The organism is Micromonospora sp. NPDC048842 (assembly GCF_040649935.1).
Taxonomy (GTDB): Bacteria; Actinomycetota; Actinomycetes; order Mycobacteriales; family Micromonosporaceae; genus Micromonospora; species Micromonospora hortensis.
The window spans coordinates 113,666-133,330 of sequence record NZ_JBEZGK010000008.1; the positions used below are offsets into that span (position 1 = coordinate 113,666).

The following is a 19,665-nucleotide window of genomic DNA, read 5'->3' on the forward strand; positions in this document are numbered from 1 at the left end:
GCGGACGGACGGCCGATATCAGGCGGCGATGGCACGAGCTGCGGCGTACGTGTCGGCGGGCAGCGCGTGGTGCAGCTTCCAGAGGATGCGCATGGGTCGGTCGCCGGTGTGCTCCTGGTACGTCATCGGCCCGGCGTAGAGGTACGGCGGCGCGCCCAGGTCACGGTCGGCGATGCGGGTTTCCCGAACGAAGAGGAGCACGGTCGAGCCGCCCGAGGTGTAGCGCTGCCCGGTCGCCGACGCCGCAGACGTGGTGCTCTGCGACTCCCACTGGAACAGGGTGTCGGTGATGGCGCGGTCGGCGTACATGGTGGTGGGGGAGTAGTGCGCCTCCGACTTGACAAGGGTGACGAAGAACAGGTCGGCCTGGGCGTCGGGCAGCCACTTCACCCCCTCGCGCAGCGATCCCGGGTTCGTCATCCCGAAGGCGGCGCATGCCTCGTTGCGGCTGTACCGGGCGTGCACCCGCAGCGGCACCACTCCTGGAGCGGCTGTCGGCGTGACCCGGTGGATGCGGTCCCGCAGCACCTCGGCGACCTGCCGCAGCTCGGCGCAGCGGGCCGGTTCCTTCCACAGCCGCGCCAGCCGTTCGTTGCGCGTTGCGAGGGGTGCGTTCGGCCCCCAGAGGCTGAAGTGCAGCATGTCCAGCAGTCGGCTGCTGCCCGCGTACACCTGCTGACCTGGCGCGGGCGGTCCGGCCGCGACCCGGGTCAGCAGCTCTAGCCGGTCGACGTCGTCGGTGTGCAGCATGCGACCGATGGCCCGGCCCAACTCGCGGTCATCAGGACCGGGTGTGGACGTGTCGATGCCGGCGAGCCGCCGCAGTCCGGTCCAGCCGCCGATGCTGGCCGATCGGTACACGTCCTCGATCTCCAGGCCGGTCTCGCGGAGGAACGTCGCCAGGGTGACGTCGCCGAGTTGCCGCAGCTCGGAGACGAGACCGGCCTTCGAGGTGGGCAGCGCCGATCGCAGGTTGGCGAGCACTACCTCCTTCGCCACCCGGTCCAGCTCGACGTGGCAGCCGCTGGGCAGGCTCGGGAAGTCGTCGCGTACCGCTTCGGTGATTGCCCGCCGGCTGACCCCGGTCAGGGCACGCCAACGCAGGTCGAACCGGAAGTTCGCGTGCTGCCCACCGATGAAGTCGAGCACCGTGAGGCAGGGCTTGTCTTCGTCCAGGCGCAGGCCACGGCCGAGCTGTTGCAGGAAGATCGTGGCGCTCTCGGTGGGCCGCAGCATCAGGATCGTGTCGACCATCGGCAGGTCGACGCCCTCGTTGAACAGGTCCACTGTGAAGAGCACCCGCAGCTTGCCGGCCTTGAAGTCCCGCAGCAGCCCCGCCCGATCGGTGCCGGCCTTCGAGGTCACCGCCGCCGCCTCGACACCGTGCTTCCTGAACCAGGCGGCCATGAACTCGGCGTGCCCGATGCTCACGCAGAACCCGAGCGCCCGCATCCGCCCGACGTCCACCTTCTCGCGGACCGCCCGCAACACCGTCCGCGCCCGAGCATCGTTGCCGGTGTAGATGGTGCTGAGCTGCGTCGGGTCGTAGCCCTGGCCGCGCTTCCAGGTGACATGCGACAGATCCACGTCGTCGTGCAGCCCGAAATACTGGAACGGCGCAAGCAATTGCCGCTCCAACGCGTCCCACAGGTGCAGCTCAACGGCCGCGCGCCCGTCGAACCACCGGCGCACGTCGCCGCCGTCGGCCCGGTCGGGGGTCGCGGTGAGGCCCAGGAGTACGCGGGGACGCAGCCGCTCCAACAGTCGCGTGTACGTCGGCGCTTCCGCGTGGTGGAACTCGTCGACGATCACCATGTCGTACGCCTCGGGGTCGACCTCGCGGCGGTGCAGCGACTGGATGGAGGCGAAAACGTGCTTCCAACCATTCGGCTTCTCGCCCGCGACCAGCGTCTCGCCGAAGCTGCCGTCGCCCATGACCTGCCGGAACGTCGACAGGCTCTGCCGCAGGATCTGCTCCTGATGAGCGACGAAGAGCAGCGAGTCTGCTCGTCCCGCCTTGTGTAGTCGGCGGTAGTCGAGGGCGGCCACCACCGTCTTCCCGGTGCCGGTCGCCATCACCACCAGGTTGCGCCAGCGCCCGTGCACCAGCCGCTCGGCGTCCAGGTCGGCCAGGATCTCGGCCTGATAGGGGTACGGGCGTACGTCCAGGTTCGAGATCGCGGTCGGTGCGTCGTCGCGGCGCTCCCCGCTCAACGCACGGCGTAGCCGTTCGGCGTCCCTGGTCGCGTCGTAGGTCTCGAACGCCGGATCGTTCCAGTAGTCCTCGAACGTCGCCGTAAACGTGTCGATGACGTGCGGCTGCTCCATGTTCGAGATGCGGACGTTCCACTCCACGCCGTCCACCAGCGCGGTCTTCGACAGGTTCGACGAGCCGACGTACGCGGTGGTGGTGCCGTTCTTGCGGCGGAACAGCCACGCCTTGGCGTGCAGGCGGGTCGTCCTCGTTTCGTACGACACCTTGATCTCGGCGCCCAGCTCGGCGAGCCGGTCTAGCGCTCGCTGATCGGTCGCGCCGAGGTAGGTCGTGGTGATGACGCGGACCTTGCCGCCTCGGGCGATCAGCTCGCGGATATGTGGCTCGACGATCCGGAGGCCGTACCACTTGATGAACGCGCACAGCAGGTCTACCTGGTCGGCGGAGGCCATCTCGTGGTTGACCTCGTGGCCGATGCGGGGCTGGTGGCGGCCGTTGACGAGCAGCGCGCCGGTGGAGAGGGGAGTGGTGGGGCGCTGCGGGAAGGTGGGCTCCGCGGGTGGGGTTGGTGGGGCGGCGATGGCGTGGAGTAGGTGCTTGGCGTCGGTTACCTGGTCCTGATCGGTCGCTGCCCTGGGGCTCAGGGTGGCGATGGCTTCGGCGATCTGGTTCGCCATGGCGATCTGGTGGTGGAGCTTGTCGTCTCCGTTGGGGACGGAGTGGAGGGCTCGGGCGGCCAGGGTGGCGATGTGCCGGGCGAGGGTGTGGTGCGCGTCGGCGGGGTCGAGTTTGTGGTGTTGGATCAGAGCGGGGTCGATGTGCTGGAGGCGAGCGGCCAGCTCACGAGTGATCAGGTGTTCGTAAACACCCCGCTCAAGATCCGTCATCTTGACAGCTAATCAGCTAGAGCGCCGGGGCGTGGACCCGAAGCATGATGTATCTAGGTGGTGGCCAGCACAGGAAGCAATCCTGCAGACTGCAAGCGTTCGTACGCCACCCGGATATGCGCTGGGGTGAACAGCCTCGCCTTGCGGCCACTCCAAGCCTGAACTCGCTCGATTAACTCACTGAGCTCGTTGGTCGGAGGAGTCAGTTCGGCGGCGTAGTGCACAGTGGCCAACAATTCGAGACTGTATGGTGCCTCGAAGCCCTCAACCAAGCTCGCCAGCTGTTCTAGCGAATGCCTTGTTGGCGAGCAGCCGTTTGGTTCCAACCAAGCCGACACGGCCTCCGTCGTTCCGGCAGTCAGGCGGATCGGCTGGAAATCTTCGACCCGGGCGCTGCGGTCGCCAAAGCCGGTCAGATAATGCCCTTCAAGTCGGTCGAGAACCTGGTTCAAATTATCGGCATAAGGTCCGTACCGCCCCCGGTTGAACTCTAGCCGGAGCGGCTGCCCCAAAACCTGAAGGAAGTAAGCGATCTTCTGGATCTCAAGCACGGTCACCCCATCACGAGGCTCCAGCGCCCCTGCCCGATCGAGGTAGCGCTCGATGGCGCAGAGGAGGGTGGCACGGCCAGGAGTCAGCGGAGGCTTGGTCGTTGCCACTGGCATGTCCGAGGGGTTGGGAGCACCTTCCGGCGGAAACAGTAGAACCCGAACCTCTGGTAGGTCAGCGAAGCTCCGCTCTATCAATGGCCGGATCTCCTCCCAGTCCAGCCCTCCGTTACCGCATCCCAGCGCGGGCACAGCGAGCGAGGAGATCCGATGGTCACGGACGAGGCGAACGAGGTCGTTGAGGCCGTCCTTGATATCCGTCAACTTCGAACTGGTGCGCCAGTGGCCCTTGGTCGGGAAGTTGATCACGTAACGTCTAGGGCCTAGGAGGGCTGAATCAAACAGGAACATCTGGCCTAGTTTGACCTCTTTGGTGGCGCAGGCTGCCCGGTAGGCGGCATAGTTCGCCGGGTAGGCGCGCTTGAACTGCAGGGCTATCCCTTTACCCATCACACCCACGGTGTTGACGGTGTTGACCAGGGCCTCGACGTCAGCGGTCAGCAGGTTGCCGTGAGCGATGACGATCATTCGCGTGCCTCCCCCCGTCGGAACCCGTAGTACCAGTTGGGTCTGACATCAACGTACGCGTCGATGATGCCAGCATCACGTAAGACCTGCCTCAGCTGTTCCTGTCGCGCCGGTGTCCGTACGACGTAGCCGGCCAGTAGATGGAGAGGAAACTCACGGTGTACCAGCAGCTCGGCCATGCGACGCCGGACGCGATCGGGGTCTTCGGGCAGGTTCTTCCAGATCCGCTCGCTCATCAACGCCCAGTCGACGAGTTCGGCAAGGTCGTCCAGAGCTCCTGAGAATCTTGTCAAGGTTGCGGCGCAGTTGCCGTCGCTCGCGACCCAGCTCAACTGGGCTTGATCCACCTTCTCGAGCGAACTCACGAGGTAGACCAGCGGGTCGTCCCCGTCTGGGTAGCAACCCTGCGTTCCGTCCTGATGCTCCCGCGCGATACGAAACATCATCGGTGAACGCGGAGCGAAGTAGAAGGGTACGTAGTCGGCCACCGCTTCACCTGGAGGGCATGGGACGGCTCGCCGGCGGCGGCTGGCCTTAATATCGGAAGCCCCCACGTTCGTGGTCAGCCTCGTACCGACCATGCTGTCGGCGAAGAGTCGGCCTACGGCGAGGATAGCCGGCAAATTCTCAATGTGAGTGAAGTGCAGAATCCTAACTCGGCCTGGCTGACTGGGTGGCCCCAACACGGATCAGTCCAAATCTGTTGGATCGATGCGGGCCTTAACTTCTGCGTGCTCGGCGAGTAGGTAGAGCAGGTTCGAGCCGTCGATCAACTCTAGTGGCTTGCCGGACGCGAACTCGTATGAGGCGGGGCCGTATCCGCTCGTTGTCACCAAGATGCCCTTAGATGCGCCCTCGTTCTGCAGGGTTCCGTATAGGTCGCGAACGGAAGAAACGTCTACAGTGTTTCGGTAGCGCTTCGCCTGAATCACGACCTTGCCACCGAAAATGGGTCGAGGATCGAAGGCCACGCAATCCACGCCACCGTCCCGTGATGCGCGCGTTTGTCTAGTGTCGAGGCCCATCTTGGTGAATAGATTTTGGATGAGGCTCTCGAACTCGCTCGGCGTCAGCCTTAGAAGGTTTGGTCGCTGGTCGAGGTCGGCCAGCACGTCAACCTCGTCGATGAATCGCTTGTCCACCATGTCGAACTCAAGCACCGGTCGAACTGGCGCAAGAGCCTCGGGGCGCTTCGACACCGAGGCGTTAAGGTGTTGCAGGCATGCGGCTGGATCGACGCTGCGCAGAGTCAGGGCGGTGAACACTTCCCGGGTCGTCCGGAGTGTCACAAGGCAGGGTTGAACAGCAGTACCAGTGCGCGGGTCGGTTGTGTCGACGATGCCGTTAAAGACGATCGTGTCTATCAGTCCGGCTCGGTCGGACTCAAAGAGTTCGTGGATGGTCCGCAGAGTCACTTGGCTCACGGTGCTTGCGTAACGTTCCTTGACTTCCTTCGCTGGGCGTGCCACGGTGCTGATCTCGTCGCGCACTTTGACGTAGCGGTACTCTCGTACAGCCGGAACCACTTCCAATGTCGGTAAGTGGTATTCCACCACGAGTTGCCGCGATTCGGGCACGTATGCCAGTCGATAGTGCTGGGGAAAGTCATCGGGGTAGACCGAGTTGCCGAGCACCATTCCGAAATAATCCACCACCGCTGCAGGGTCTCCGGCAGCCACTGCGGCTGCGAAGCGATCGACCTCGGCGTTGTGCGCCTTCGTCTCGGCCTCGACTTTCGCCCGGCCCTGCTGGTATCCCTGGTACGCGAAAGCCAACCGGCGCTGCCGTTCGGCCTCTGCGGCTGCGTGCTGCGCCTGAGCCTGCCCGAAGGCATGGTGCGCCTGGGCGAGATGCTGCTGATATTTGGCCTGGCCGCCGAATAGCTTCCCAATGCCTGATGGAGCAAGCGGTTCGAACCGTCGCCAGTCCGGTGGTGGCAGGGGGGTGCCGAGAGGCCCCGGCTGGAAGGGTGGGTGCTTTACAGATTTGTGGAGCCGCCGAAAATCAATGTGATCGTCCACATCAAGCGTGGCCAGCAGCAAGCCGTCGAGTTCGTCTATGCGCGCCTGCAGGTCTGAGTTGTTTGCCGCGACCTCGGCATTGCGCGCCTCCGCGTAGAGTCGCTTACGCTCCCGTTCATCTGCGACGGACGCACGCTCTGCGGCCTTCCTGGCGCGATCTGCTTCGCGGTGAAGGTGCTGATGATGCCGGTAGGCGGCGGCTTGAGCCTGCCTTTGGGCGCGCTCCTGGCGAGCCTGCGCCCGCTGCATTTCCTTGAGAATCCCCACGCCATTCCTAAGATCGCGACGACTGCGGTCCGGACACCATAGCCAGCAACTGAGCGTCCCGATACCCGCCGTGCGGCTGTAATCGCGATTCTGGTAGGACGTTACGTCCCGCCTTGTTCGTGTTCATCGGCGTTCTCAGTGTCGGATCCCGGACAGATATATCCGCGCGTTGCAGGTCGGGGCAACCCTGGTTGCCGCACGTGGCCGCCGTTAGCATCGATGCTTGAGAGATCTGCAAAGTGAAGTGGGAAACGGGTAGCCTTTAATGCCAGCCATGGACCGATTGCTGACTCGCTCCGGGCGTTTCCCCCAGTCCATGGACCACCTCAGTCGCCCGCTTAAATAGGTCTAGCTCCCTGCGGCGTTGCGAACCAAGACATCGAAGATTGGTGCATCTTCCCAATTCGGCTGCAGCTTTGTGATCTTGAACCAGCCCCAGGAGCGGTACGCGGTCTGCGCGGCGACATCGTCGGGGCGGGCCAAGAGCGTCGTTCGGGACTCTGCCCGGCGGCCGATCAGGTCATCATGCAGCACCCTCGCGATGCCCAGACGCCGCCAACCGGGGTGCACCAGCAGCTCGCTGAGCGCGAACGTGCGCGTGCCGTCCTCTTCGGCGAACCCTGGCGGCACAGGCTCGTGGATGCCTTCCCACCACCGTGTCTGGGGAGGTAGCGGAAAGCCATAGATGTAGCCGACCAAGGCCCCGTCGACCGACGCGGTGACCATCTCCCACCCATCCCTCTCCATGTGTAGGGAGAGTTGACGCCGGTAACGGTCCTCGCTGTGGAACTCGCCGCCGCCCGCGTAGACCTCCAGGTAGAGGTCCACGAGCTGATCCAGGATCCCCTCAGTCTCGTCGGTGCTGTGATGGCGTAGCTGCAAGCCCTCGATCATGCCTGGACCGCTCGGTCATAGGCGTCGACGAACTGGCGCGTTGCCGTGGTCGCCTGCCGTGGTACCGCCAGGTTCGAGCGCACCTGCGCAAGGTGCCGGCTAATCCGCCCCGAGTTCATCTGGCTCACCGCGGGCAGGACGTCCAGCGCGATGCGTGCCGCCTCGTTGACGTCGCCCTGTTGATATGCGGCTTCCGAGAGGTGCACGGTGTAGTAGACCTGGTTACGTCGATGGCCAGGCGACGGATTGGCGATGATCGCGCGGAACGACTGAGCGGCACGGTCGGGCCTGTTCAGCGCGAGGTACGAAAGCCCCTGGATGCCGTTCACTTCCTGCTCGTTAACGAAGTCGACAAACCCGAGATCATCCTCGTGCGGTCCGCGCTCCAGCTCGCGGCGGGCCTTGGTCATCTCCCGGCTGAAGCCGCTCGCATCTGTGAGCACGGCGTATGTGTGTGCTCTCCGTAGATGCAGCAGTGTGGTGAGTCGAGGTGTCGCCCATCTAGCGGACACGCGTAGCGCGGCTTCGGCGCAGTGCAGCGACTCGCCGGGCTGACTCTCGCGGAGCAGCATGGAAAGCTGGGTCAGCGCCTGTACTTCCATGCGAGGGTCGTCGGCGATCCGGGCGCGGGTGACGGCCTCGTTTAGGAAAGGCCTGGCTTCGCGCCTGCGTTCAGCATCGGTAGCGAGCCACGCGGCCTGGATACCGAGGTCGGCCAAGGCGCTTTGAAGGGCATCGCCGACTTCTCGGCTGTAGGTCGCCCTTGCCGCCCACGTTGACAGCCTGGCGTGAGCCTGGACGGCAACGTCGCAGAGCTGGTCAGCACCTGCTGCCGCATCAGCCCGCCGGAAATCTTGTACCAGCGAACTAGCCAGTCGTACCTGTTCCATGCCGATGTTTCGAGGCACGTTGGCAGGGCCTGTGAGCAGGTAAGGGTGACCGGCTGCGGCGAGTCCCGCGAGCGCGGCCATTGCGTTGAAGCGTCGCCGGTCCGTAGCGCCACCCCCTCGGGTTGATGCCCCATCCAGGGTAACCGCCATGGCCGGCAGTTCGCCCTGCTCAGTTATCGCGTCATGCGCGTAAGTATCGTCTGCTGTGCCTTCTGCGGCGCGGTCGTCAGCTCGATAAGGCTGGCCAGGAAGACCGAACCAGAGACACGCCGCGGGTATCCCGAGAAGCTGTGCCCAGTGCGCCAATCGGTCCAAGTGCACGAGCGGCGGCCCGTTCTCCACCCGGCTGAGCTGCGCCTGCGTGATTCCCAACCACCCCGCCACCACGGACTGCGGCAAGGCGACCCGCCCGTGGTACGGATGGCACCGGTACGCCCGAATCACCCGCCCCAGATGCCGGTCGGCGAGAGCCTGTCGCACCGGCTCGTGCTCCCAGAAGCTCGCCGGTACCTTCGGTGGCGCGCTCAGCCGGTCCCGCTCGGCGGCCTGGCACGGCGTACACCGTCCGCTGTCGTTGTCCCGGGCCAGCCGTCCGCCACACCGAGGGCAGTTCGCGTGTGTCACCGGCGGCTCCGTCCATCTCGCCTCATCGAGCGTATCCATTGAACACGCTGCGTGGAGCGCTGGTATACGCGCGACGCATATCGTCAAAGGACCGCCGAAAAGCGAGCGGACTGCAACTACTCAGGACGTGCGCGCCGCCCGCAGCGCCTCGACAACGACGCTCCATCGCCCCGGCCCGTTCACCGACTCCAGCGGCTTACCGTCCGCCACGACCACGCCGGCAGCGCGCAGCACCGCCAGGTGACCCGCGTACGCCGGATGAGCGGCCAACTCAGCCTTGGTGTGCGGAAACGCGATGATCGGCAGCCCCGCGCCCAGCGACTCGTTGAGGACGCCGAGCGCCAGGGTGTCGTTGATGCCCAGCGCCCACTTCGTCACCGTGTTGAACGTGACCGGGGCGGCCACCACCACATCAGCCGGGGGGTGCGGCTCCGGGTCGCCGGGCATCCGCCACTCGACGCGTACGAGATAGCCGGTCTTGTCTTGCAACGCCGCCCGGTCGAGCCACGGCGCGGCGGTCGGGCTGACGATCATGCACACCTGCCACCCGTCGGCGATCAGGAGGTCGACCAGCTCGTCGATGTGTTCCGCCGGACCCGCGGCGCAGACGACCAGATACAGCACCGGACGTTCCGTCATGCCCGCAGTCTGCCCGATTCGACTGTCGCGACGTCGACCGCATACCGATCGTGTATGCCGTCAACGATCACCGTGACATGCCGTTGTGCCTGGTCAGACGCGACAGTCGACGCATGGCCCGGGGCGGGTGCCTTGTCCCGGAGTTGCGCCGGCCCTCAACGGCGCAGCTCCTCCCCGCCCGCCCCGGTGCCAGCCCATGAATCAACGACTTGGAGCCCGCATGCCCGAGGTGAAAGACGACCACCCGGCCAGCGGGAGCCTGGCCGCCGCCTGGGAGTCGGTCGACGTGCGGGCAGCCGGCGACTTCTGGTGCACAGTCGAAGACCGCCGACCCGGGCTACTCCCACAGCGTGACGCGCCGCTGTTCTTCACCGCGTTGGGTCGCCTCCTGGTCGGCGGCGACGACCCGGCGAACCGGGCGGCGCTGCTCCGGGTGCTCGGCCACGCGTACCGTCACTTCGACCTGCTCCCGCACGCCACCACCATCGGCGACGCGCTGGTCGCGACCGTGGCCCGCCACGCGCGCCCCCTGTGGACGCCGCAGCTCACCATCGCCGCCGAGCGCGCCCTGTGCCCCGCCACGCGCGCCCTCCGCCGCGCCGCCGCGCAGGCCGGGGACGGCCGGGCCTGGTGGCACGTCGAGGTGATCGGCCATGACCGGCCGTCGCCTGACATCACCATCCTGACGGTACGTCCCTGGCGACGGCTGCCCTTCCAGCCAGGTCAGGCCGTGCCGGTCTGCACGCCGCGCCTGCCCGGGCACTGGCGCTGGCTCTCACCGGCCAACGCCCCACGCGCGGACGGCACCGTCGAGCTGCACGTCCGCGCCGTACCCGCCGGCACCGTCTCCCACCGCCTGGTCCATGAGGTACGCCTCGGCGAGCTGCTCTGGCTCGGCCCACCCGTCGACACCGGGCTGAGTCTCGCGCCGGCGAGCACGAACGATCTGCTGCTCGTCGCCGGTGGCACCGGCCTGGCGCCGCTGCGCGCACTGGTCGAGGAGGTCACCGCCGCACCGGACGGTCGGCGGGTGACGCTGATCGTCGGCGCACGCACCTTCACCGACCTGTACGACGCGATCGCCCTCGACAAGCTGCAATGCGCCCACGACTGGCTGACCATCGTGCCGGCCCTCTCCGACGACCCCTGTGCGGAGCCGGCCGAGCAGGGCGACGCCCTGACCATCGCCCTCGACCATCACCGGCCCGGCCAGGACATCTACCTCTGCGGCCCACCCGCGATGCTGGCCGACGCGCGGCCACGGCTGTGCGCACTCGGCATCCCCGCCGCACGCATCCACCTGCCCAAAGGCCTCAACTGAGCTGCTTGACGGCCTGGCGGAAACGCCGCGGCGGCAGGATGGCCCGGAGCTTGTCGGCAGCGTCAGCGAAGTCCGAGATCGTGGTGACGCAGCCGTGGCCGAGGTGGGCGAGCCGGATGACGCCAAACCGCTCGACCACGAGTGCCTGGGACAGCGGGACGGTGTGCACGTTCCCGTCGTCATCCACTGTGGAAATCGCGTCGATGCCGATGACCAGCTTGCCCTTGTTGCGGAACCGCTTGGAGAACGGCGGCCTGACGACCTCACCTGCCGGCACGAAGCGGGTGGTCGGGCAGGAATCCTCGGTGGCGCGAGGAAGGTCGGGTTTCGACAGGTACGGCACGACGATCATGGCGCTTGAGAGCCAGCCCGACACCATGTCCCGTGTCGCTTCCGGAGTAAGCCCAGTCAGCTCGCTGAGTGATTCCGAGCCGTAGATCTCAGCCGTGCCCAGCAGCTCCTGGTGGGCCAAGGGTTGCAGCTCGTTAATCGACTGCATCCATTCGTTGTCGCCCTCCATGGCCATGCGCTGCGTTGGCACCCGGTCGGCGATCTCCACTCGATCGATCCCATCGGCGGCAAGCCGTTGCAGCTCGGCCCAGAGCAGCTCCGCCGCGACGGCGGCGTCGAAATTCTTGCCCTTCCTGCCGAAGTCTGGTGTGACCCTCAACCCGAGCTCGTGCCGCGTACCGTCGACGACCTCGCACATGAATTCCGCACCGGTGGCGACCCCGGCCTCGTCTACTGCCTCAGCGACTCGCGACCGCAGTGCCCACATCAGATCGACAGCTTCCGCGCTGGGTTCGACACCGACCGTCAGCGCGACGCCGCGGACCTCGTCGGCGTACCAGATCGGCCCCATGTGGTTGTTGACGAGTGGCGTGCTGCGGGTGACTCGCGGGCCGGCGGGCAATGGCAGTCGCATCGCCTGAGGCGGTTCGCCCGTCAGGGTGAGAACCGCGTTGCCGCTGGTGAAGAACCTTTCGACATACCGTCGGATCTCGTCCGCCGTGAAGAGCTTGTAGTCCACTGCGGGCCAGCGCGACAGGCCGTGTCCGCTCGGCCCGAAACGCCGCGACAGCAGCGCTCCCCACGGGTCGCGCAGACCATCTTCGATGTTCGAGACGTACCGGCTGTCCGCATCGAGGTCCGCGACCGCGTCGGACAGATCCTCGGGCGGAAGATTGCTGATGGCCGAGCAGATGGTGGCGAGATGCTCCGCTACCTGATCTGGTGGGCCGCCAGCGAGGAATGACGTGTCGTTCATCCAGACGTTGTCCTCGTGCTTCGCCGCGACGTGATCCTCCGTCCAGTCCACCAGGTGCTGCACGAGATGGGTCAGGCCGATAGAGTCGATCTCTTCGTCGCGGGCACCGCACCCAAACGTCAGCGACGCCGCCAAGGTGCCAGGCACATCGCGTTGGATGACAGTAACTCCGTCTATCTCCTCGCGTCGCATGAGCGGATCGTAAGGTGACCGGTCAAGCCACGGGCTGAGGCGTTCGACAGTCAGAGAACGCGGTGCCGTTGGTGCGTCAACTGATGGTGTCGCCGAACTCGCGTACCCCGTCGACGTCCAGCGTGATCCGGTCGTTTGCGGTCCACTGGCCGGTGGCGGCGGCCCAGCTAGGGTCGTCGCGTTCGTCGATGCTGCTCCAGCTGTGCCGATGGTGCCGCAGTTGGATCGGCCCGGTCGACTTTCCCGGCGCGAGCGTGCCGTCGGTGAAGGTCAGCTCCACCCAGCCGGGGACCGGCGTTCCCGGGATCGGGTAACCCGGCGGCGCTGGCGTCGTCATCCCGCTGGGCGGCCCGCCCGGCGGGACGAAGAACTGCACGGTCTGCCGGATCCGATCGCAGCCCAGTGCGGCCCAGTCGCAGTTCGGCACCAGCGAGGTGTTGGCGCCCTCGAAGCGCAGGTGGTAGCGCACCCGCACAGTGCTCAGGTCGAGTGGCGCGGTGCCGGTGTTTGTCACCTTCAGGAGGTGCTGGATCTGGTTGTTCGTGGGTGACCAGTCCAGGTTGAGGTAGCTGACCGTCGCGCGACCCGCCGCGGTGCGCACTGTGGTGGTGGGCGAGGTGTCGGAGTAGCCGCCGAGCGCGCGGGCGGCAATCGCGATCAGGTACGTCGTGCCGGGTGCGAGGTCGGTCAGCGTGATCGTGGTGTCGGTCGTGGAGCCGAGGAAGCGGTACGTGTTCGGGCCCAGCGGCACCTGCACCTCGTAGTTGATCGGCTGCTCGGCGCCGGGCTCGACCCAGGCGGAGGGCGTCCAGCTGAGGGTGAGCTGATGTGGTTCGTTGGCCACCACAGTGGGGGCGCCAGGGGTGCTGATCGCCGGCCCGTCGGCGCGGGCGGCGTTGACGGCGAGGAGGCTCGCCAGCGCGGCGAGGGCGATGGTGGCGGCGACGCGGCGAGCAGGCATGACCGAATGGTATGCACAAACATCGATGCCTTCGCATCGTCCGTCAGTCCAGAGACGCCGAACACGGGTCCAGTCCGTTACGCGACGTAGTCGGCTTGGAGATAATGCCTGGTCACGCGGCTACCTAGCGTGAACCCGTCATCACGAACGGCCTCGACGTCGGTGTCGCACCTGCCGCCCCGTCCGGCCTCAGACGGGAGAAACACATGCGTGCTCAGAACAAATGCCGGCGGTACGGCGCCCGAGCGTCAGTACTCGTGCTCGGTCTTGTCGCGACCGGAGTGGTGCTCGTCCCGGCGAGCCCGGCGTCCGCCGCGGTCCCCGGGCTGGTGCGGGTCGCCGCTACCAGCGTCAGCAACTCGACCGACTACCACAGCGTCACGGCGACCTGCCCGGTCGGGAAGGTGCTCACCGGCACCGGCTACGAACTCAACGGCGTCACCGGCGAGGGCGTCGTCGACGACCTGCGCCCCAACGGTGGCGTCGCCACGGCACCGACAGCTGTCACCGTTGGCGCCTACGAGACCGAGGCGTTCGCGGGCAACTGGTCGGTGACCGCGTACGCGATCTGCGCCAACCCGGTGCCCGGCCTGGTCCGGGTGGCCACCACCAGTGTCAGCAACTCGACCGACTTCCGTAGCGTCACAGCGACGTGCCCGGTCGGAAAGGTGCTCACCGGCACGGGCTACGAGCTGAACGGCGTCACCGGTGAGGGTGTCGTCGACGACTTCCGGCCCAATGGTGGCGTCGCCACGGCACCGACAGCTGTCACCGTCGGCGCGTACGAGTCGGACGCCACGGCCCTGAACTGGTCCGCCACCGCGTACGCGATCTGCGCCAACCCCCTCGCGGGCCTGGTGCGCACCTCGGCCGTGGGGGCCAGCAACTCCCTCGACTTTCGCAGCGTCACGGCAACCTGCCCGGTCGGGAAGGTGCTGACCGGTGCCGGCTACGAACTGAACGGGGTGACCGGCGAGGGCATCGTTGACGACTTCCGCCCCAACGGTGGCCCCGCGACCGCGCCGACGTCAGCCGCGTCCGGCGCGTACGAGGAGGACGCGTTCGCCGGGAACTGGTCCGACACGGCGTACGCCATCTGCGCCTTGCCGTAACGACGTTCCTCCGGTGTGGTCGCCCTGGCAGCATCGGGGCGGCCATGCTGTTTGTCCGTTATAGAGCAGGATGTCGGATCCGGATGGTTTAGTGGGGGCGGTAATCCGCAGACCAACAATGGTCGCTCGAACAATGGGCTGCTCACTTTCATGTCTCCAATTCGCAGGTCCCGGTCGTGGTGGTTCGGCTTCGCGGCCTCGGTGCTGGTCGCCTGCCTGGTCACCACCACAGTTGTCGCGCCCGCGCCGGCCCAAGCCGCCGTCAACCAGGTCGCGCTCACCGTCATCTCCGACGGCGCCGCGCCCTTCGACAGCCTGGACAGCGGTGCGAACAACGGGCGGGTACGCACCAAGGACGTGCTGACCTACGGCTGGGGGTACTCGTCCGACGGTGCCGGCGCGGGGTCGGTCACCTTCGTGCAGACGCTGACCGCCCCGTCGCTGGTCCGCTTCGACACGTCGAACCTGGCCCAGTGCACCGGCCCGGGCGGCGGCAACCTCAGCACCGACGGGCAGACGCTGACCTGCGCCGTCGCCGTGGACGCGACGGGCGCGGGCACCGTCCCGATCAGCGTCACCATCGGCGGCAGCGTGCCGAACGGGACGACCATCGGGGCTTCGCTCACCGCCAACGGCGGCGCCCTCAACGGCGGCACCCGGAGCACCACAGTGGTCGCTCTTCCCCAGCTCAACCTGCAGGCCAACCTCTTCGGCACCCCGACGCCCGCGTCGGTCGGCGGGGCCAGCGGCAGCGGGTACGCGTTCAGCTTCGTGGTGACAGTGCCGACCACCGCCAAGGGCACCGAGTTGGTGACCGCGCCACTGACGTTCACCGCCGACCTGAGCGCGATCTCCGCCAACGCGGTCCTCGTCGCCGACTCCTGCGCCCCGGTCAGCAACGGCGGATACGGCGTGCCGTACGGCCGGATCGGGATCGTCGCCAACGCCACCGCGTCGAACTCGGTGGTCAACTCCGGCACCGTCGGGTGCACCCAGACCGGGCGCACGGTGTCGATCACGATCACCGGCGCCGACCTCGCCGGGCGGACCAGCCCGACCTTCGGTGCCCAGGGCAACACCCTGCCGAGCACGCTCAGCTACCTGGCCTCCGGCACCTTCACCGTCTTCGTGCCCAGCGGCGACAGCACCTCGACGATCCAGTCCACCATCCAGTACCGGGGCTTCGACCCGACAAGCGTCACCGGGCAGTCCAACTTCGGCGCCGGGTACGAACCGGGCGGTGAGCCCGCCGCCGCCACCTGCACCTACGTCGCGGCCAACGCCACCCGAGCGAACGACAACTGCTTCTCGACGACCTTCGGACCCCGATCGGCCGGATACAACGGGTACTTCTGGACCACCGACACCCCCGCTGGGCTCCCCGCCGGCAACGCGACGAACGGGACCGCGGGCGACGGGATCGCCTCACCCGGGCAGACCTACTACGACCGGCTCCAGCTCTACTCCACCAGCGGACCGGCCCTTGTCGGCGCCGCGATCTGCGACAAGTGGAACCCCGTCGAAACCCGCATCGTCGGGACCGGGCGGGCGTACCGCAACAACACTGTCGTCGCCGCCAGCGAATACCTCGTCGAGTACGGCGTGCTGAACCTGCCCGACGACAACGCCCGGCGGACCACCTCCTGCGCCACGGGAAGCTGGTACGGCTCGATCGAAGCCGCCGGCGGCGCCGCGGTGGTCAACGCCGTCCGCTTCACAGTCACCTGGACCATCGGCAACGGCGAGGTGAGTTACTTCCACCCGCAGTTCCAGGTCCAGCCCAACCCGACCGGCACGATCATCGCCAACTTCGACAGCGGACGCCTGGGCGGTGCCGAAACCTGGGGACCCTCCTACTACAACCGGGCGACCAACAACCCCTCGTACACCGGGAACCGGCTGACCCTGACCGACGGTGTGCTGCGGGTGACCCAGTCGAACGGACTGCCGGTCGGCCAACAGTTCGTGGCCGCCGGCAGCACAGTCACCTACACCCTGACGCCCACCGTCACCCGGGCGACGTCGGCCACCTCTCCGGTCGGTGGGGTGACCATCACCGACACCCTTCCCGCCTGCATGAGCTACGTCGCCGGCAGCGCCCGCTACGTCTCCGGCGCCGCCACGCTGGCCGTGGAGCTGACCGCCGCGCAGCACGGCGCGGACGGCATCCCGTGCACCGGCGACAGCGGCGAGACCGGCCCGAGGCTCTTGCTCAAGCTCGGTGCGACCACCCCCGGCGTCACGATCCCGGCGATCACGTTCCAGGCCGTCGCGCTGCGCATCGCCTCGGACAACACCGCAGCGACCAACCTCGCGGTGATCAGCTCGGACGCGGCCGTCGCCATCGACCTCGCCCGCCGCACCACCAGCAACACCATCGCGGTACGCAACCAGACCCAGTTCGCCCTCTCGGAGTCGACCTCCACCCCGCAGGTCACCGCCGGCGATCCGATCAACTTCACGCTGGCGTACCGAAACATCAGTGGGTTGACAGTGCCCTCGCTGGTGCTGTTGACCGAGCTGCCGTACAACGGGGACGGTCGCTCCGTGTTCACCGGAACCCTCGCCTACACGGGCAGCGCCGCGCCGGCCGGCGTGCAGGTCCAGTGCACCAACCGGGCGCACGGCACCATCACCCCCAACCCCGGCGACTACACCCCGACCTGCGGGCCGGACACCACAGCTCTGCGCATCGTGGTCAGCAACCTGGCGAACGCGGCCGTCGACTCGGTGCGGATCACCCTCACCCCGAGCGGCAACGCGAGCGGGGACCGGTACGTGAACACCAGCACCGGCAGTTACACCCCCAGTGGCACGACGACGCCGGTGGCGTTGCCGACCACCGAGATCACCCAGGTCACAGTGGTCTCCTCCGGCATCAGCGGTCGGACCTGGAACGACGTGAGCGCGGACGGCATCCGCCAGGCTGGTGAACCGGCCGTGTCGGGCTTCCCGGTCACCCTGTCGGGCACCAACGACCAGGGCGCGTCGGTCACCCGCTCGACGACGACAGCGACCGACGGCACGTACGCCTTCACCGGGCTGCGGGCCGGCAGCTACACGGTGACCTTCTCCCCGGCCGCGCTGCGGGCCGACCAACGCTTCTCGCAGCGGTCGCAGGGCACCAACAGCGCCGTCGACTCCGACGGCGACCCGAGCACCGGCAGCACGGCACCGCTGACCCTCGGCACCGGGGCCAACCTGAACGACATCGACCAGGGCATCCGGCTGCTGCCGCCCGCGATCAGCATCACGGCGGCCAACGCCGGATCGGGTTCGGCCACACTGAGCTGGACCGCTCCCGACTACGTCGGCAGCCCGATCGTGTCCTACACGGTCACGCCGTACGTCAACGGTCAGGCGCAGAGCGCGCGCACCTTCGACGGCACCGCCACCACCCGAACGGTGACCGGGCTCACCCCGGGCACCACCTACACCTTCACAGTGGCGGCGACGAACGTCGTCGGTACCGGCCCGGCCTCGGCGGCCTCCGCGCCGGTCCGGGTGAACGCCCCACCGAGCCTGTCGTTCCCGGCCCCGCCGAGAGGGCAGGAGACCATCGCTTACAGCGTGCAGTTGGTAGTGACCGGCGGCACCGCGCCCTACGCCTGGACGGTGAGCGCCGGCACGCTCCCGCCGGGGTTGACCCTCGGCCCGACCACCGGGCTGCTGGCCGGCACCCCGACCACCCCGGGCAGCTACCCGTTCACGGTGCGGGTCACCGACGCCAGCGGGCTCTCCGCCACCCAGGCCGTCACCGTGCAGATCGAGGCCCTCGTCGGGCTCAGCATCAGCGTGCCCGAACAGTCGGCGCTCGGGACGATCTCAGCGGGGGACGGTGACTTCTCCGGCCAGCTCGGCACCGTCACGGTGACCGACGACCGCGGACCGGCGGCCGGGTCGTGGCAGGCGACGGTGACCGTCACCGACTTCACCACCGGTGCCGACACCGCGATCATCGGTCGGGGCCTGGTCAGTTACTCGTCCGGGCCGGCCACCGCCAGCAGCGGCAACGGGGTCTTCATCCCGCAGCCGGGGATCGGGCTGTCCGCGTCGCAGGTCGCCGCGGGCTGGTCCGGCACCGGCTCGAACGTGGTGTCGTGGAATCCGTCACTGCGGGTGGTCCTGCCGGTCGAGCGGGTCGCCGGCACCTACACGGCGGTGGTGACCCACTCGGTCGGGTAGGACGGCGGACCCGGTGCTCGTCCGGCTTCACGGGTTCCAGTAGACGAGGACGCTGGCCTGGTCGAAGCGGCGCTCCTTCAGGTCGGCACGCTGGATCACCCAGTGGATGGACGCGCCGCCTTGTCTGCCGCCGTGGAACTCGGCCAGCACAACCCAGTCACCATGGTCAGGTGTCCCACCATCGCGCCCCGACCCGTCGTCGCCGGCGCGGCCCGAGGGGTTGGCGCCCAACCACGCGGGGTTGAAACCGTTGCAGTCAGTGCCGTAGCCGCCCAACAGCAGCGGCGTCGTCCAGCCTCCAAAGGAGAACGGGCCGTCTGGCACCTCGCCCAGGACGTCCTTCCACACGTCGGTCAGCTCTTCGAACGGGGGATCTCCCGGCAGCGGCGGAGACCACGGGGGCCCCGGGATCGTCTTGACGTAGGGCAGCGAGATGTCGACAGTGAGGTGCAGATCGCCCTGCGGGATTTCCGCGTAGACCTCGGCGAACTCCTCGTCGTCCGGAGGGAAGCCCGGCGGATACTGCTCTCGCTCCTCGACCGCCACGCCTGCCGGCACATACCTGACCTCGCCCCAGCCGCTTTCCTCGGGCCAGCCGAACAGCAGCAGTTGGCCGTCGGACGGTAGTGGAAGGTCGGTCACGTCTGCCGGAAGAGCAGCGCAGTCGATGGTGGCGATCAAGGGGAACGTCGGGTCCTCGGCGTCGGCCGGAAGCATCACGGGCCCACGGATGGCGCCCACTACCGGCCCGTCACCCCCCTGCGTCAGGAGGGCGGACGGCCGGGCGAGCTCCAGCCAGCGCTCCACGTCGGCGGCGGGGATGTCGCGGCGCAGCGCCTCGGCACGGACCTGATCGAGGATCTTCACGTTTCGGGGAAGCACGGGAGCACCGTAGGTCAACAGTGCGACGTTCACGACCCCGCCGGATGCTGGCTGCCCGGAAGGCAGGCGCCCCTCCTGTCGATACCGCGATTTGCTGTAGGCGGGCGGCAGGCAGAAGCGCTCGACCATAGCGTCCGAACCAGGGAGTTTCGTGCGCACGCGATCTGTGGGA

General features: G+C 67.5%; 13 protein-coding genes. 3 read left to right on the top strand and 10 right to left on the bottom strand.

Going from position 1 to position 19,665, the window contains the following annotated elements:
• Nucleotides 1-18: 18 nt before the first annotated feature.
• From AB0C19_RS13895 to AB0C19_RS13925, 7 genes are all read right to left on the bottom strand, one after another.
• Entirely contained in the window at nucleotides 19-3,102 is a 3,084-nt protein-coding gene (locus AB0C19_RS13895; protein WP_357184228.1) for a DUF3427 domain-containing protein, read from the bottom strand.
• A gap of 53 nt (nucleotides 3,103-3,155) precedes the next feature.
• Nucleotides 3,156-4,238, bottom strand: coding sequence for a macro domain-containing protein (locus AB0C19_RS13900; RefSeq protein WP_357184231.1), 1,083 nt, complete (start codon nucleotides 4,236-4,238; stop codon nucleotides 3,156-3,158).
• Nucleotides 4,235-4,924: a DUF4433 domain-containing protein gene (locus tag AB0C19_RS13905; RefSeq protein WP_357184233.1), complete on the bottom strand. Its 690-nt coding sequence runs from the start codon at nucleotides 4,922-4,924 to the stop codon at nucleotides 4,235-4,237. The genes AB0C19_RS13900 and AB0C19_RS13905 overlap by 4 nt, the downstream gene beginning before the upstream one ends.
• Before the next feature lie 3 nt (nucleotides 4,925-4,927).
• On the bottom strand, nucleotides 4,928-6,526 hold the full coding sequence (locus AB0C19_RS13910) for a restriction endonuclease (RefSeq protein ID WP_357184236.1): 1,599 nt from the start codon (nucleotides 6,524-6,526) through the stop codon (nucleotides 4,928-4,930).
• A gap of 348 nt (nucleotides 6,527-6,874) precedes the next feature.
• On the bottom strand, nucleotides 6,875-7,420 hold the full coding sequence (locus AB0C19_RS13915; protein ID WP_357184240.1) for a GNAT family N-acetyltransferase: 546 nt from the start codon (nucleotides 7,418-7,420) through the stop codon (nucleotides 6,875-6,877).
• Nucleotides 7,417-8,790 carry a hypothetical protein gene (locus AB0C19_RS13920; RefSeq protein WP_357184243.1) on the bottom strand — a complete coding sequence of 458 codons (1,374 nt, stop codon included), beginning with the start codon at nucleotides 8,788-8,790 and terminating at the stop codon, nucleotides 7,417-7,419. Before AB0C19_RS13920 ends, AB0C19_RS13915 begins: the two co-directional genes overlap by 4 nt.
• A 264-nt stretch (nucleotides 8,791-9,054) precedes the next feature.
• A complete protein-coding gene (locus AB0C19_RS13925) occupies nucleotides 9,055-9,573 on the bottom strand; it encodes a flavoprotein (protein WP_357184246.1) in 519 nt (172 codons plus the stop codon).
• Nucleotides 9,574-9,793: 220 nt separating this feature from the next.
• Between AB0C19_RS13925 and AB0C19_RS13930 the strand changes: the two genes are divergently transcribed.
• Entirely contained in the window at nucleotides 9,794-10,894 is a 1,101-nt protein-coding gene (locus AB0C19_RS13930; protein ID WP_357184249.1) for an FAD-binding oxidoreductase, read from the top strand.
• Here AB0C19_RS13930 and AB0C19_RS13935 read toward each other — a convergent pair.
• Both AB0C19_RS13935 and AB0C19_RS13940 read right to left on the bottom strand, forming a co-directional pair.
• Nucleotides 10,887-12,353: a hypothetical protein gene (locus AB0C19_RS13935; RefSeq protein ID WP_357184252.1), complete on the bottom strand. Its 1,467-nt coding sequence runs from the start codon at nucleotides 12,351-12,353 to the stop codon at nucleotides 10,887-10,889. The genes AB0C19_RS13930 and AB0C19_RS13935 overlap by 8 nt on opposite strands.
• 76 nt (nucleotides 12,354-12,429) lie before the next feature.
• On the bottom strand, nucleotides 12,430-13,314 hold the full coding sequence (locus AB0C19_RS13940) for a cellulose binding domain-containing protein (protein ID WP_357184255.1): 885 nt from the start codon (nucleotides 13,312-13,314) through the stop codon (nucleotides 12,430-12,432).
• Nucleotides 13,315-13,520: 206 nt separating this feature from the next.
• On the opposite strand from AB0C19_RS13940, the gene AB0C19_RS13945 reads away from it, so the two are divergent.
• Nucleotides 13,521-14,426 (top strand): hypothetical protein, encoded by a 906-nt coding sequence (locus AB0C19_RS13945; protein ID WP_357184258.1) that lies wholly within the window; start codon nucleotides 13,521-13,523, stop codon nucleotides 14,424-14,426.
• A gap of 150 nt (nucleotides 14,427-14,576) precedes the next feature.
• A complete protein-coding gene (locus AB0C19_RS13950) occupies nucleotides 14,577-18,611 on the top strand; it encodes an SdrD B-like domain-containing protein (RefSeq protein WP_357184261.1) in 4,035 nt (1,344 codons plus the stop codon).
• Nucleotides 18,612-18,638: 27 nt separating this feature from the next.
• Here AB0C19_RS13950 and AB0C19_RS13955 read toward each other — a convergent pair whose 3' ends face one another.
• Nucleotides 18,639-19,622 (bottom strand): hypothetical protein, encoded by a 984-nt coding sequence (locus AB0C19_RS13955; protein WP_357184264.1) that lies wholly within the window; start codon nucleotides 19,620-19,622, stop codon nucleotides 18,639-18,641.
• Nucleotides 19,623-19,665 lie beyond the last annotated feature (43 nt).